Origin of the sequence: Rhodocytophaga rosea (assembly GCF_010119975.1) — a bacterium.
In the GTDB taxonomy this organism is placed as follows: Bacteria; Bacteroidota; Bacteroidia; order Cytophagales; family 172606-1; genus Rhodocytophaga; species Rhodocytophaga rosea.
The window spans coordinates 6,139,075-6,154,821 of sequence record NZ_CP048222.1; the positions used below are offsets into that span (position 1 = coordinate 6,139,075).

General features: G+C 40.3%; 13 protein-coding genes and 1 pseudogene. 5 read left to right on the forward strand and 9 right to left on the reverse strand.

Annotated elements, in window-relative coordinates; translation table 11 throughout:
• Nucleotides 1-131 precede the first annotated feature (131 nt).
• Genes GXP67_RS25445 through GXP67_RS25455 form a run of 3 tightly spaced genes read right to left on the reverse strand, consistent with a single transcriptional unit; the run spans nucleotide 132 to nucleotide 3,577 of the window.
• Nucleotides 132-518, reverse strand: a complete 387-nt coding sequence (locus GXP67_RS25445; RefSeq protein ID WP_162445728.1) for a hypothetical protein — start codon at nucleotides 516-518, stop codon at nucleotides 132-134.
• Nucleotides 519-557: 39 nt separating this feature from the next.
• Nucleotides 558-3,242 carry an ABC transporter permease gene (locus GXP67_RS25450; protein WP_232064586.1) on the reverse strand — a complete coding sequence of 895 codons (2,685 nt, stop codon included), beginning with the start codon at nucleotides 3,240-3,242 and terminating at the stop codon, nucleotides 558-560.
• Nucleotides 3,239-3,577, reverse strand: coding sequence for a PadR family transcriptional regulator (locus GXP67_RS25455; RefSeq protein WP_162445729.1), 339 nt, complete (start codon nucleotides 3,575-3,577; stop codon nucleotides 3,239-3,241). Before GXP67_RS25455 ends, GXP67_RS25450 begins: the two co-directional genes overlap by 4 nt.
• 517 nt (nucleotides 3,578-4,094) lie before the next feature.
• Between GXP67_RS25455 and GXP67_RS25460 the strand changes: the two genes are divergently transcribed.
• The 3 genes from GXP67_RS25460 (at nucleotide 4,095) to GXP67_RS25470 (ending at nucleotide 6,319) form a co-directional block, all read left to right on the forward strand.
• Complete coding sequence (locus GXP67_RS25460; RefSeq protein ID WP_162445730.1) at nucleotides 4,095-4,523, forward strand: VOC family protein; 429 nt, start codon at nucleotides 4,095-4,097, stop codon at nucleotides 4,521-4,523.
• Nucleotides 4,524-4,636: 113 nt separating this feature from the next.
• Entirely contained in the window at nucleotides 4,637-5,734 is a 1,098-nt protein-coding gene (locus GXP67_RS25465) for an adenylate/guanylate cyclase domain-containing protein (RefSeq protein ID WP_162445731.1), read from the forward strand.
• 381 nt (nucleotides 5,735-6,115) lie between these two features.
• Nucleotides 6,116-6,319 carry a hypothetical protein gene (locus GXP67_RS25470; protein WP_162445732.1) on the forward strand — a complete coding sequence of 68 codons (204 nt, stop codon included), beginning with the start codon at nucleotides 6,116-6,118 and terminating at the stop codon, nucleotides 6,317-6,319.
• Nucleotides 6,320-6,403: 84 nt separating this feature from the next.
• Here the strand turns inward: GXP67_RS25470 and GXP67_RS25475 are convergent, their stop codons facing one another.
• The 6 genes and pseudogenes from GXP67_RS25475 to GXP67_RS25500 all read right to left on the reverse strand — a co-directional run bounded on the left by GXP67_RS25475 (nucleotide 6,404) and on the right by GXP67_RS25500 (nucleotide 14,129).
• Nucleotides 6,404-7,303 carry a hypothetical protein gene (locus GXP67_RS25475; RefSeq protein ID WP_162445733.1) on the reverse strand — a complete coding sequence of 300 codons (900 nt, stop codon included), beginning with the start codon at nucleotides 7,301-7,303 and terminating at the stop codon, nucleotides 6,404-6,406.
• 23 nt (nucleotides 7,304-7,326) lie between these two features.
• Complete coding sequence (locus GXP67_RS25480) at nucleotides 7,327-8,250, reverse strand: transposase (protein ID WP_162445734.1); 924 nt, start codon at nucleotides 8,248-8,250, stop codon at nucleotides 7,327-7,329.
• Between the two features lie 40 nt (nucleotides 8,251-8,290).
• Nucleotides 8,291-9,528, reverse strand: a pseudogene (locus GXP67_RS25485) (IS3 family transposase).
• 18 nt (nucleotides 9,529-9,546) lie between these two features.
• Entirely contained in the window at nucleotides 9,547-9,843 is a 297-nt protein-coding gene (locus GXP67_RS25490; protein ID WP_162445735.1) for a hypothetical protein, read from the reverse strand.
• Between the two features lie 343 nt (nucleotides 9,844-10,186).
• On the reverse strand, nucleotides 10,187-13,525 hold the full coding sequence (locus GXP67_RS25495) for a cyclic nucleotide-binding domain-containing protein (protein ID WP_162445736.1): 3,339 nt from the start codon (nucleotides 13,523-13,525) through the stop codon (nucleotides 10,187-10,189).
• A gap of 28 nt (nucleotides 13,526-13,553) precedes the next feature.
• Nucleotides 13,554-14,129, reverse strand: coding sequence for an HD domain-containing protein (locus GXP67_RS25500; RefSeq protein WP_162445737.1), 576 nt, complete (start codon nucleotides 14,127-14,129; stop codon nucleotides 13,554-13,556).
• Between the two features lie 167 nt (nucleotides 14,130-14,296).
• On the opposite strand from GXP67_RS25500, the gene GXP67_RS25505 reads away from it, so the two are divergent.
• Nucleotides 14,297-15,343: an adenylate/guanylate cyclase domain-containing protein gene (locus GXP67_RS25505; protein ID WP_162445738.1), complete on the forward strand. Its 1,047-nt coding sequence runs from the start codon at nucleotides 14,297-14,299 to the stop codon at nucleotides 15,341-15,343.
• Nucleotides 15,344-15,524: 181 nt separating this feature from the next.
• Nucleotides 15,525-15,728, forward strand: a complete 204-nt coding sequence (locus GXP67_RS25510) for an ATP-binding protein (protein WP_232064588.1) — start codon at nucleotides 15,525-15,527, stop codon at nucleotides 15,726-15,728.
• Nucleotides 15,729-15,747: the final 19 nt, after the last annotated feature.

Genomic DNA, 15,747 nt, shown 5'->3' on the forward strand with positions numbered 1-15,747 from the left:
AAAATATCTATCCACGATTCGTAATTGGTAATTATTCATTCGTAATTAAATATCTGTGGCTTCTGTAAAAGCTATGACCGGAAAATACCCATTTTAAAGTCGGATGATGTAAACTTTAGCTAATTCATTAGTCAATTTTTCTGAACAAGAATAGAATGTACACCTTCACCTATTTTTTTTATTCTATAGTAAGAAGCCTTTGAATTTTCTTTCTTGTCCAGGGTGATCTTCAGCTTTCCGGGTGATGAGTTAATGTGGAAAGTAGTTTTATCATCCAGCATGGTTGTGATATTTAGCTTATCAGTGACAGAACCAAAAACACTGTTAGGCCTAAGCTCCCGGTTAATATACGATTGAATAGCACTTGTTTTGCTCTCGTCAAAATAAGCGGCTAACTCGTAGCTATCTTCAGACTCGCTTACGGTGACTTCAAGGTCATTATTGTGCATTAGATGGCAAGCCGGTAACAGGCTTATCAAACACATACAAGCTATATATAGGAAATAAGAGATTTTCATAGAAATGGAGATATAGGTTAATGAAAGAATGCAATAGATTTATTCTGATCGTAAGGATTTTACCGGATTCATGAAGGCTGCCTTCATGCTTTGAAAACCAATAGTTAGAAAGGTAATCAGGAGAGCGGCAAGGGCAACAGCTACAAAAATCCATAGACTGATTTCAATGCGGTACGGGTATTCATTGAGCCATTGTTTCATCATAAACCAGGCGAGTGGCAAAGCCATACATAAAGCAATCAGCACCAGCTTAATAAAATCTTTAGAAAGCAATAAAATGAGCGAAGGAACACCAGCTCCTAGCACTTTGCGTATCCCGATCTCTTTCGTGCGCTGTTCAGTGACCAGCAGAGCCATAGCAAACAAGCCAACGCAGGATAACAGAATCGCTACTCCGGATGCCAGACTAAATATCTGCGAAAGCATTTCTTCTTCCCGGTACCATTCATTTACATTTTCATCCAGAAAAGTGCCGATAAATTCAGATTGGGGAGCCACTTCTTTCCATGCATGTTGAAGCTTGTCCAGAGATTGTTTTAGGTTCTGGGAAGCAACCCTGACAAAAATATAATGAATCGATTCTGTATTAGAAAGATGCATGGTGATGGGAATCACACCATTGGATAGGTTATATAAGTGAAAATCAGGTACTACTCCGATAATCTGGTATTTGGTGCCTGCCGAATCGGCTTCATTCCGCAAATAGGAGCCTACCAGTTCTTGTCCTCCCATGGCTTTGGCCATACTTGCAGAGATAATAATTCTATCCAGGGAATCGGAAGGGTAAGCCGGATCAAACTCACGGCCTTCCTGTAATGGAATTTGCAGGGTTTTTAAATAATCGTAATCTACCAGAAGCCAGTCTGTTTGAATTTGCTGACCTTTGTGGGTAAAGGCGATAACTGCTCTGGACGTTACCCGGTCTTTTCCCCTGCCCAGATTTATGCCGCTTCCGGTAACAGCAAGCACGGTGGGATCTGTAGCTAATTTAGCCCGCATGCGTTTTAACACCTGGCGGCCGTTCTCCTGGTTTCCTACCGGAATACTGATCACTTGTTCTTTTACAAAACCCAGTGGCCTGGTACGTAAATAATCCAGTTGCTGCAAGGCAATAAGGGTACAGCTTGCCAGCAGGCTCGACATCACAAATTGCATAACGATGAGTGAATTACGTAAAAACCCGGGACGTTTCAGAGAGATCTTGCCCTTTAACACTTCTACCGGATTAAACTTAGCCATCAGTAAGGCCGGATATCCGCCTGCAAGCAGCGTAACCATAAAAAATACCCCCACAATCAGACCAATAAAACCAGGTTCCCAGATATGGGCCAGTTTAATTTGTGCATTAAACATCGTATTAAATTCTGGCAGCAACTGATAGGCAAGCAATACGCCTACCAGGAATCCAATAAAACAGAGCAAAGTTGATTCTGACCAGATTTGTACAAAAAGCTGGCTTTTGAGGGCGCCCAGGGTTTTGCGGACACCTACTTCTCTGGCACGGGTAAATGAACGGGCTACACTCAGGTTGATAAAATTGATGCAGGCAATAAGCAGGATAAAAAAGGCGATGCCCATCAATGCATAGACAATGGCAATGGGTGGGCCATTAGAGATTTCAGTATCAAAATGGACTTTGGTAAGTGGCTGTAAACGCAAGGCAAAAATGTCGCCCAGCTTATCTGGTTTAGCCCCTTTTTTTTGCAGGACTTCTATATTAGATGAAAAATACTTCTGAGAAAAAAGCTTCAGTTTATTTTCAAGGGTAGCTTGTTTTGCCTGAGGCGCTATTTTAATAAATACCTTGTGTGAATTGGAACCCCAGTTAGCCTGATCATGGGTGAAATTAGGATGATTATCTATCCGGATGAAAGCATCGTAGCGGATGGATGAATTATAGGGCGCATCTGCCAGTACACCGCTTACGATATAGCCTTTTTGTTTCCCTTCATTTCCTATCTGTACGACTTTTCCCAGGGGCTCATCGTTGCCAAAAAGCGTTTGTGCTAAACTCTCACTGATGAGTATACTGCTTAGGTCAGAAAAAGCCGTTTCCTTATTGCCTTTAAGCAAGGGAAAAGAGAACATATTGAGAAAGTCCGGATCAGTCATGTAGACTTCTTTATCCATACGCTTATCCTGGTAGGCTACTGAACTCTTCCGTAAGGTCATCACTCTGGCCGCAGCTTCTACCTCCTCAAATTCTGCTTTTAGTGTGGGTGCCAGCGGCATGGGCATTCCGCCACTCCGGCTTGCCCTTTCCGGATCATTGGAGAAAAAATAGGCCTGATAGATGCGGTCTTTCTCCTCGTGGAAAGAATCAAAAGTGAGTTGCAGATAGGCTGTCAGGAACAGAAATATGCTGATACAGAAAGCTACAGAAAGCCCTACAGAGTTAATGGCAGCATAGCCTTTGTTTCGCCACAGGGTTCGTAAAGCGATGGTGAGATAATTTTTGAACATATCCAGTTGTAAGGGTAGGGTAGAGGGTAAAGTTGGGGGTGTGGTTTTTCGTTTGATAGCGAATGGGCGGATAAAGCCGATTACTTCCCTGAAATAATGCCAATTGGCACGTTTTTTACCCATCCGCTCGAGTTGATAATAATATTCCTCATGCAAATCACCTTGGAGTTCTTCCAGCAAATGAGGGGCACAGAACCATTTGAGTAGCTTATCTGCCAGATAGGGCGGTTGCGGTTGTTCAGGTTTAGAATGCTTGCTCATATGCTTAAACTTGGTTTAAGTGGACGAGGCAGTAGGCTCAGTAATTGGGTGCGTACCGATTGGATCTCCAGTAAAGTTTGCTCGCCATAGGCTGTGATAGTAAATAAGCGTTTTCGCCGTCCGCCCCGTTCTGCGGTGGCTTCGCCCATTCTGGAGTGTACCATTCCTTTTTCTTCCAGCCGTTGCAGTGCCGCATGTACCTGGTTGAGCCTGACCGAACGCCCGGTTTGCTCAATAATTTCATGGGTAATGGCTACACCATAGGCGCTGGTTTCTAATACTACTACAGTTAACAGTACAATTTCTTCGAATTCCCCTAAATAGGTTCTCTTCATGGTTTTGTATTAAATCTATTTTTGCTGATCAAATGCTTTGCCAGGAGTAAAAATGTGCGTTTCCTGTATAATAAAGCCATTTTCTATTATATAAGCCTAGAGCAGATGTCCGGAAACGGACAGTAGATCGTCCGGTTTTGAAGGACAGACAGATGAAAAGACAATATAAATCAAAGCGCTGCCAGAGAATTCGGTAGTCATTTACTTTACCTGCAAGCATGCATTCACAACCTGCTTTTAATCCGCATTGCTGTCATAAATATTTGTCGCAATTACCCTTTAAAATGACGTATCTACACCCTAACTTTTTTAATTGTATATCGTACATTTGTTTGAATAAGTAAATATTTAATACAAAAAATAATGTATAAAATACTTGCTTAAAAGATTAAAAAGAATAATTTTGAAATGTTGTTTATGCAAGTTCTCTAATATGTATTCTTAAAAATTTGTATATAATAATTTAATATTTTTCTCTATCTAAACCCTTTTCCAAACCCTCAAAACAACAAAAACTATGGCAACCATTAATCCTTATCTGAACTTCCCCGGAAACACAGAGGAAGCTTTCAATTTTTACAAATCCGTTTTTGGCGGAGAATTTATCTTCTTGCAGCGATTTAAAGATACCCCGGAAGCTGATAAGCTGTCTCCGGCTGAACAGGAGAAAATTATGCATGTGGCCTTACCCATCGGACAAGGAAATATACTGATGGCCACCGATGCCCTGGAATCGATGGGGCAACAGCTGGTGAACGGAACGAACATGTCAATTGCCATCGGTGCCGACAGTGAGCAGGAAGCAGAAAAGTTATTTAATGGCCTGTTGAATGGCGGAAAAGCAGAAATGCCATTGCAGAAAACCTTCTGGAATGCCTATTTTGGCATGCTCACTGACAAATATGGCGTGCAGTGGATGATTAATTACGACTATCCTCAGAATTAAGCTTATAAAACTGAAGGTCATTGTGTAGCGATAGATGTTCACTCTATCGCTACTTTTCTCACCCTTTCTGAATACTCCCAGCTCAAACAAACCTACCTCAAACCTATACCCTCATGAACCGGATCACACAATTAAAGCTAAGTCAGCTCGGCATTATTACCTTTGGATGGATGATTATTGCCATTCTGATGTCAGTATATGATCATCTGGTATTGCATACGGCCAATTCTTTGGGGACATCCGCTACCTATTCGTTTTCCCTGGCCTTGGCGTATAATATGGGTTCTGCTTTGATGGGTGCCTTACTGGGAGGAAGTTATATGGTGTTTTATGTGAATGTAAAGTACCAGAACAGATCGTATGTGTACACTATTGTTTCGGTGAGTTTATCTTTCATGTTCATTATATCCCTGATTATGGCTTTGCTGGGCCTGATTTCAACAACCTTGCGCACTGGCCAGCTTATCTGGGAGCCTGAAGCGCTGGAGGCATTGAAAGATTTTTTAACAGATAGTGCCAGAATCAAAAATGTAATGGTATGGTCGCTGGTGGTGGCAGTAACACAGTTATTACTTCAGATCAACAGTAAATTCGGATACAGAACGCTGGGAAGTATTCTATGTGGAAAATACAATACCCCCAAAGAGGAAAAGCGCATTTTTATGTTTCTGGACTTAAACTCATCTACTGCTATTGCGGAACAGTTAGGCGACGAAAAATACCATGAATTGCTCAAAGATTTCTTTGCCGATATTACCCATCCCATCCTCAATAATAAAGGTGAAATCTACCAGTATGTGGGCGATGAAGTAGTGATTGCCTGGAAACAGGAAGAGGGTGCTGAAAACAGCCAGTGTATCCGTTGTTTCTATGATATTAAACATTGTATTGAAGCCAACCAGAATAAATACATGCGCCAGTATGGACTCATTCCTACCTTCAAAGCAGGGATTCATTGCGGAAAAGTAGTAGCCGGAGAAGTAGGCTTACTCAAACGGGATGTTACCTACTCTGGCAATGTGCTCAATACCACTTCCAGAATCTTAGGCATGTGCCATACCTTCAATACTGATCTGATCGCTTCTCTGGATCTGGTAGCTGAACTGGGTTTATCTAATCAATATGCTGCCCAGTCTCTGGGAGCCGTTAAATTAAAAGGTAAAGAGAAAGAACTAGTACTGAGTACGTTAACGCCTCTGGCTGTGGCATAACCTGTTGATTATATTGAAAAAGACTTACTCCAATTTTGTTATATTCAATCTCATTTCACAAGTCGGAAAACCGTCATAATATATTGCTAAAAGTTTTGACTTTTTTTACATTGGAGAAAAATAATCTTTATGCATACTCCTAAAAACAACTATATATCTGAACTTGCTACTAAAGAAGACCTCTCTCTTTCTATCAATATTTTCAAAAACGATATGAAAAAAGCGATTATATTAGCTACAATTATGCAGACGATCATATTGGCTATATTGATTTATATGCTCTTCTTTATCTAGTCCCTGACTTTCTGCCTAGTGGCTAAAAAACTATTACTTATTTTTAGAGCTGGCAGAATCAGAAAATGAAGAGCGAGGGCAAACTCTATGCGTGGCCAGCAGCAGGCCAAAGCACAAGGCAAACATTTTGGTAGGCCAAAAGGTACAGCTAAACCTGTTCAGGAATTGCTTAAAGAATATCCAGGGATTTTGAAAGATCTGAAGTCCGGCTTATCTATCCGTAAAACGGCTGCCTTTCGAAATGTTTCGGTAGATACAGTACAGCGGGTTAAGAAAGCCTTAGCCAGCTAAGGCTAAATAATTTGATTATACAAACTCAGTAAAAATATCAATCTGACATAAACTGGCAAGTCTTTTTCTTTATCGTTCATATAATTATTGTTCTAATCTTTTAATTTTTGATTCTATTAATGGCAATTCTTGCTGTTTAGGAAATAAATTTTGAATACTTTCTGGAGCACTTAAGGCAGGATGTACTTCTGCTCCTTTCTGTATCAACTCTTGCATTAATTGTATAGAATGTTTTAATCTTCCCAATTGCTCAGGATCTTTTGCTCTGTAGTTTTCAAGGTATAAATGATTAGCCTCAAAGTCCAATGTCATTTCAATGAATTGTTTTTGAGCTTCCATTAGATCCCTCATACTTTCATTTTTAATCTTTAGTCCTTCAGAGTATTGTTTAATAATTTTCCCTTCATTAATTTTTTTGTTAATAACTGCGGCTGCCCAGACAATTCCCCCAATGAGTGGAACAGCAAGTGCTGATCCCACATATATTTCTATCCAAACAGAGCCTTGATATATATTTACTACTTTAATCTGCCCTCCAATATCTTCATGTAAAATTGTCAAGGACAATATTTTTTCAAATTCATTCAAGTATTTTGAAATCTCTTTCAAATCCTCTGTATCAGGCAATTTGATTCTTATTGTATCATGCTCAGATTTATTTAAAATTTTATTTAGTAATAATAGAACCCCCTGCACCCCTAACTTGATGATATCAAAATTTAACTTAATATTATTAAATTCTTTTCCACCTATAACTTCCTCATCGTAGGGAGTCCTGTAAAGCGATGTTTTTTTTAATTCTTCTATATTATCCTGAAAAAGGCCCGTTTCATTTAATAGATTAAGCAAGTATCTAACTTGCCTGATATTTTCAATTTTATAGGTTGAATTTTCGGGTGTATTACTTAAGGTTGTTGCAGTAGAACTGAGGTATAATCCATCTTTAATTTTTGAAAGTAGACTATAAATTTCTGGTAATGTCATAAATACTAATAGTGTGAATAGTGTTAAGCTGCAATTTTGCCCCAATTTTCCAGCAAAGGATAGTTAGGGTGATTTTTCAACAACTCAGGCTGTAAATCTAACTTTGTAAATATAGTTTCTAGATAACTCCTGTTAAAGTACTCACTCTTGAGATCAGCTATAGAAATACTGCTTTTGCCATTTTGTAGGATCTCCCACTTAGCTAAGTTGAGCACCACAAAAACAAAGTTGAAATGGAAAGCAAGTTTATCCTCTTCTCTTGCCTGGCAATGCTGTAAGCCCAGGTGAGATTTGGCATTCCTGAACAAAAACTCGATAGCAAAACGTAGGCTGTAGTAGTGATAAATTTCTTCAGGGGCTTGCTTGATGTTGGTAGAAAACAGCAGGGCATAGCCCATCTTTCCTTTACTGTTGTAAGTTTGCAGAACTACTACCCGTACTTGTCTTTTCAAGCACATGCTATAGACATTCTTACTGTAGAGCCTGATGCCATTGTCAAGCCTTGTGACTAAAGTAAATTTCTCAAAGCAGTCTTTCCAGATGATCTTACCCTCATACTTCTTCTTAGCACCTTTGCGCTTTTCATGCTCGCCTGTATATAAGTATTTCATGTCTGCATCACTACGCAGTTTGCTGATAAAACCGAAACCTAAGCCTGTCATTTTATCCACTACTTTCTTTTTGGCATAAAAACCGTCTGCCACAAAATATTCTACTTTTTTTTGTACATAGTCTTTGACTGCTTCTAGCTGCTCGAGGTAATAATCTATGCGGTTTTGTTCTTGCCCTAAACCTGCTTTTGTCTGCCTGACATGCAAGCTGAAAGCTTCTCTGCTCTCTGGGTCTGCTAAAGCAATCAGGGAGAGTTCTAAACCCTTGACTGCTTTCTTTACTGTGGAAGAAAAAAATTTATCTAATCCGAAGGTAGCTTTACCGGCCTTAGTCACAAAACTGCAATGGACTTGCAACAAAATTGTGGACAATAAATTAAGCAACTAACACATATTGATTTAAAAGTTGCTCCATCTGGGCTGGTGTTCTATATCCCAGAGAGGAATGCAGTCTTTTCCTGTTGTACCAGATTTCTATATATTCAAAAACAGTGGTAGCCGCTTGCTGCTGATGGGCAAACTTATAATCATATACACATTCCACTTTCAGGGTCTTAAAGAAGCTTTCTGCGACAGCATTATCCCAACAATTCCCTTTTCGACTCATGCTTGGCTTAATAAGAGGATATGTACCTAATTCTTGCCTAAATTCATCACAGGCATACTGTATACCCCTGTCTGAATGAAATATTAGAGGTTGGATCACGGGCCTGTTTTTTATAGCCATTTTTAATGCTGCTATTGTCGTCTCTTTGGCCTTCATGGTTTTACTCAAGGCGAGAGCCAATAATCTTTCTGTCTGCCAAATCCAGTACCACCGTAAGATATAGCCAACCTGTAATGGTTCTGATATAAGTGGACCCGATGCTGACATCGTCTGCAGGTCCATGTCTGATACCCAGGCCTGACCTGTTGCATTAGCTGTAAAATTTCGATCCAGTAGATTTTCACTCACCGGATAGCTATGCTTTGAATCCGTAGTGACCTTATACCTTTTAATTCTTTTTGCCCTAAGCTCAGCCTGCTTCATTAAGCGGGCAACCCTGGGTCTGGAAACTGAAATGTTATTCGCTTTCAAGGCTTTACTGATTCTTGGGCTACCATAGGTCTGGCCACTCTCCTTATGGATCACTCTGATCTGTTGAAGAATTTCCCGGTTCTCTGTAGCTCGTTTAGATGGCTCACTGTTTATCCATCCATAATATCCACTTTTACTTACTTGAAAGGCTTTGCACATCTTCTCAATGGGGTATACAGTGTGATTATCCTTTATGAATTGGAATATCTCCCATCGTTCCTGGAAAAGATGCTGACCGCCTTTTTTGGACCTGCCTACGTTGTGAGCATCGGCTCCATATCCCTTTCCATTTCTGCATCCTTTAATGCCTTCTTTAGACGGGCTATTTCTGCTTCTTCAGGGGTTTGTTTTGGTTTTCCATGGCCAGGAAAACTTCCCTCCCTCTTGTCTAAAAACTCACGGCGCCAGCGATAAATCAATCCAATTTTGATATCCAATTCTTTAGCCAGATCTACTAAATTTTTTCTGCTCTTACTAAGTTCAACAGTCATTAGTTTGAACTCCTTGTCGAATTTTCTTCTTTGTCCCATTTTCATTAAGTTAAGTATTTTCTCTTAACTTAATGTCCACCCAAATGTAGCAAGATCACTAGCCACCACTGCGATCAGCTTCCTGCCTTGAAGAAAGGAATCAATGAACTGTTGCTGGAAAAGGTAGAAATCAAATGCTTTAGCGAAGTTACGGCTGATTGTATGCTCACAAAAAGAAGCCCATCTGCTTAGATTGCGAAAGCAATAACGGCCTTTCAGAGAAAGGAACACTATCAGCAGTTCATTCAAAAAGCTCTCTAGGGGTTTGCTTACCTTGTTCATTTTTGCTAGTATTGTTTGGAAGGCACTTGTGGCTTTCATAGGAGTAGAGTGTTTTGTGTCGCAACTACAAAACTATTTTCTACTCCTTCTTTGTTTGTTTTCTGTTCACACTATTGTAAATACTAGAATTCAGGGAAATTATTAATAAAATTATCGTTCTTGAAAAGCCCCAAATGTTTCAAATATTGATCTGTTTGAGCAGCCGTTGCTTGCCTGCATTGCTTTTGAATATCTTTTCAAAAACATAAGCTAAAACGCCCTGAAAGTGATATGAATAGCATCACTTTCAACAGACTTACTGTTATACTTCTTAACTTTTCCGACTGTGTAACCTGCATGGAGATACCCAGTCAATTTTCAATTATCACGTCCGACGATTTATCTAGTTTGCTTTCAATACCGGGTTTGTTATTCTCTCTTTCATTTCTGCCACTATTTTATTCTGATGGCGCAATCTCCGGCAAAGTATTTTCATAATCTCACGGGTTACCTCAATACGGTCTGCCATAATTTCGTAGAAGGCATGCTGATCTAAGCGTAACAGAAAGGTATCTACAAGCGCTGTTACCGAAGCAGACCTGGGTTCAGTATCCAGCAATGAGAGTTCACCAAAAAAATCCCTGGTTTTAAGTTCTGCCAGGGTATGTTCTCCGTCATGCACCCGTACCGAACCTGAGTAAATGATGAACATACACGTACCCATGTCATCTTTTTTAACAATGCTTTCTCCAGCCTGCACTGGTACTTCTTTTAAAATAGAGGCCACATCTACCAGAATATCTTCTGAGGTTTCTCTAAAAATAGTAGTAGTTTTCAAGGCCATTACTTTTTCAATGTCTAATAGTTGGGAATTCATAACTTGTTTGTTTTTCTCGTGGGTAGTTTCCTGCAATAAATGAATATCTTCAAAAGCCAGACTGGACAAATAATTAGTATAGGTATCTGGATAAAAATCTTTTAATACCCATAAAGCAGTTTCTGCCACCAGTTTATTCGGGTGTGATACGGCCAGAATTGCCTCATTGCTCATTTCATGAATACTCAGTTGCCTTACCACATATAAGGAAATCGCCTGTGTCCAGATATTCACCACTGGCACTTCCTGGCGGCTGATCAGTTTTTGTAAGTATACATGTAAACTCAATCTCTTTTGTGGGAAACGGGTATTGAAAATTTTCACCTGCTGGCTAATAGGGAAATCTTCCAGCAAGGGCAGAATAATCGAACTCAGGTCTTTGGCGATTAACACATCGAGCACTTCAAAGGCATTGGCTTTTTTTTCCTTATTCGATAGGTGCATACTTTCCCACACTTGTAATACATCATTGGAATTATAGATATAGGAGAGCAGTAAAACCAGGCGCTTTTTCAGATGAAGGAGTTCTATATGAAGGGCACTAATAAGCAGAGAGTAATGAGGCAATTCAGCAGGAGTAGCAGAAAGGGTAATCACTTCTATACAGTTGAGAAACCAGCCGGCATCGGTTAGTTCCGCCTGAATACTGGTAAGTACTTTGTCTTTTTCTGAGGGACTAGGCTGATACCGGCATAGGGTAAGCGAATGCAGAATCTGGTTCCTTACTTCAATATTTTTAAAATAAAGCTTGTCTTTTAAAAGGGCAATAGATTTGTTTCCACCCACTTTACCGCATACATAAATCAGCCGCCGCAGCCATACCGGGTTATAATCGGGTTTATTAAACTCAGTTTCGAAGAGCCCGGTTACTTCCTCACCAGTACTGATCAGGGCATTCATAGCCACCTCAAAAACCTGTGGAGAGGAAACGGCCCGTAACATAGAACCATACAACCTCGGATGCTTAATTTTGCCTGCTGCTTTCAGTGCTGCTTTGCGTACCACAACATCTTCATCTTCCATAAGTTTAAGTAAGGGATGATAAAAATGCTGGATACCTACTTCGCCAATCACACCTGCCGCAAAAGCCCGTTTTTCAGGGTCTTCAGAGAATACATACTCATTTAGATGCTGCCCGGCTAGAATAACGCCGCTAATCCCTCCGAAGCAAATCAAGCCCACCAAAGCGCCAGTCTGAATCAGTTTTTCTTTACTGTCGAGATAGGGACTTATTTCTTCTACCACTGTTTCCTCACCTAAAAAGCAATATAACCGGATCGCATGTTTTTTAATAATAAGGTCCGGCTCTGACTCAATACGTTCTTTTACATGGCCTTGCAGAGACACCAGTTTTAAGCTTTCAATTTTTTTCAACACTTCCATACGTACCTCCGCAGAAGGATGTGCCATCAATTGCAGGAGTAATTCCGGGGCTTTACCGCTTTTACTTTTACACAGAATATCCAGGGCATACAAGACCTCACCCGGAAAAGGGCTATTAAGTTTAGCTTGTATCATAGCCAGCACATCCGGACTTTCCAGTTTCAGTGAACTTCCTTCCAGAATGCGTTTCTTGAGCGCTACCTCCAGGGTATGGATATACGATTTATTGAGGTAAGAAATAGAGGCCACCCAGCCCACCAGAACCATTAGAAGTAGCACACTAAAGTGTACTAGTGTTAAGGAACTCAGCCAACCGAAACCTACTAATGCTACACCTGCTACACTAACGGCTATGGCTTCTATCACACCCAGGGTATCCAGCCCAAACATTTTGAGTTTTGTCTGCAAAGGCTGCAACAAGGAAATAAAAGTATTGCTGTATAAAGCTGCTTTGATGGTATCATTTACCAGCATAATTACTACCCAAAACCAAGCTAACAAAAATGTATTACCGGAAAAACTGCTGCTGATGAGGCTAAAAATAGTAATGATACCCAAGGCGAAAGGAAGTGCAAAGAGGGCCACTTGAATGCCGTATCGCCTTTGTATATAGCCATATAAAGAGATTTTAATAAAAAAGGCAATTAACTGCCCGGTACCCATAATAATACTAATAAAATAGGCTATTTCGGCCTGGCTGCTGAATTGCTCGTTTACCTGGCTCAAAAAGGCAAATTCAATAAAAATAAAAGTGAGGACGGCAAAGGAACAGGTAACGGAAAGGGCATAAATAAAATTAGTTTTGAAAAACCGCTGAACAATCCCCTTAGGTTTGATACTTAGTGTTTTTTGTGTTTCTGGTTCTTCAAGGTCAAAGGCTTTTTTGTTGGCGATAATGGAAATGAGAAATACCATAGCCAGCAGCAAGGCAACAGCCGAAAGCCATAATAGATTGATGGTTCCAATAACAGGAATCATTACTGAAGCCAGTAAATAGCCCAATACATTGCCTGGTACTTCCATAGAACTCACCAGTCCCAGGAGTCGTTTGCTTTGCCGTACATTAAACAGAATCAGATTTAAGCGGATAAATCCTGTACCAATATATGCCGACATGATGCGGTGCCAGACGATTAAACAGAAAACCAGCCATCCCACCTGTGCATAGGCAAGTCCAAACCTGAATAAGAGGACACATAGAAAAAAGACAATTATCTCTGCCAGAATTAATCGCTGGGCAGGATATACATTCGCCAGCCTGGAATACACTTCATTGATAAAAAGGAAAAGCAATCCACCAGTGATATATACATAGGGTAAGGTGGTGATCGGGTATTGGGTAAGAAATACGGCGCTGGCAGTAGTAAAAAATAAGGCAAGGGCTACTGTCTGGAAGAAGGAGTATAACATGAGCCTAAGCACAGTAGGTCCTTCTCCTTTCTGTAGATTTAACAGATCCTTAATTTTTTCTGAGTACTTCATGTGCAGGCAGATGGTTTATCACAGGAAATCAAAGCAGTTTCTGAAGCTCCAACAGGTGCTTATGCTTCCGGGCTTCCCGTTTCTCTTGGGCAGTTTTGGTAAAATAATGGTGTTGCTGAAAAAAATATACCTGTTTCTGGTTCCATTCTTCATCCGAAGAAATAATCCCAAATTCCATCCACTCCTGTTTAAGGGTTTGGGTAATGTCAAAAAAATCACTCCGGCCTAAATAATCCAGGTCAGCATCACACATAATCTGCTCCAGATGTGTCTGAGGATTTTGTGGGACTCTGGTTGCTAAAATGATGTGGCAGATAATTTTAATGTCATTAGTTAGATAATTGAAGCCAGGCAAAGTTTCCGAAGCGATCTGACAGGCAACTTCTTCATTGTTGTGATACTGTACTATAAAACCAATATCATGATAAACAGCAGCCGTACGAAGCAGCACCAGGTCTTTTTCTTTCACATGCTCGCCTGAAGCCAGTTCCTCAACTGCCTGACACACATCCAGGGTATGGTGAATTCCATGATAATACAGGTTTTTGGGCAACTCATTTTCCAAGCGCTTCAGCACATACTCTCTGGCTTTCTGATAATGCATAATCGGGGCATAATTCTACAATTAAACCTTTTTTAAGATAAAATGCAAAAGTTTGAAAACCGGGAATACTGATACTAATTATTTGCAATAAATAAGCATAGCAGGCGGATTGAAAGTATCATTTTTTTTTATACATTCAGCAAAACAAACATACCTAAGGCAGACTAATGGCAGCAAAAATACTTGTGGTTGATGATGAGGCAGATTTGGAATCATTAATCAAACAGAAGTTCCGCAAGCAAATCCGGGAAAACCTCTATGAATTTGTATTTGCAGGCAATGGACACGAAGCCTTAGAGCAAATCAGAAGGCACCCGGATATTGATGTGGTGCTCTCAGATATCAACATGCCTGGTATGGATGGCCTCACCTTACTGGTAAAAATTCACGAATCGAGTCCACTAGTGAAGACGGTAATTGTTTCGGCCTATGGAGATATGGAAAACATCCGGACCGCTATGAACCGGGGTGCTTTCGATTTTGTATGCAAACCAGTCAATTTCGCTGACTTAGAAGTGACCATGCAAAAAACCATCGGTTATGTAAACCAGCTCCGGGAAACCATACGTGCCATTAAGGAGAACAATATCCTGCGCATGTATGTAGACGAATCAGTACTTAAATTTATGACCCAGCAGCAAATGGAAACCTCCCTGTTTGCCAACGAAACCATCGAAGCCAGTGTTGCTTTTTTAGATATCTGCGGATTTACAGCCATTACCGAAAATGCGCCAGCCAATACAGTGGTCTCACTCATCAACAAATATTTTGACCTGATGGTGAAGGAGATCATCGCACAAGGAGGGTATGTAGATAAATTTATTGGCGATGCCGTAATGGCCGTTTTTCGGGGACAATATCATTTAGACCGGGCCATTGAAGCATCTCTAGCCGTTCGTAACCGCATTAATACGATTTCAGAACGGATACTGGATTCTCCGGAATATATACCCAAGGTTTCTATCGGAATTAATGCTGGTGAAATGGTATCAGGCAATATTGGTTCTGCTTCTCTCAAAAGGTTGGATTATACGGTGATTGGCGATACCGTAAACCTGGCCCAACGCCTGCAAACAGTGGCTCAACCAGGACAAGTAGTAATATCTGAATCATCGTACCACAAAGTTAAAGAATCGTTCCGATGTGAGCTGGTAGGAGAGGTGAAACTAAAAAATAAAGCCAACGCAGTAGTGATCTATGAGGTGCTGGAATAAGCTTTGTAAACAGCGCTATTAAATAGATTCATGTTAAAAAACAGCCTGATTACATCCTGCTTTATTTGTTTCTGATAATGCCTTTTATGCCACCCAACAGAAGAAAACACAGCTCAACGGGCAATATCAGCCACAAGTAATTGTTTCGACAAAAGCCCTTAGTGAAAAAGTATGAATCCGGGTGAAAGACAATGGCACAGTCATTCCCGAAAGTATTAAAAGCAAAATATTCCAGCTTTTCTTTACCACCAAATCCACTGGAGAAGGCACCGGACTCGGCTTATCTTTGAGCTATGATATTATTACCAAAGGCCATGGAGGTGAGTTGAAAATGGAAAGTATGGAAGGAGAGCACAGTGAATTTGTGATTCTGTTGCCGGTATAATGATTTTTGATTATAATTT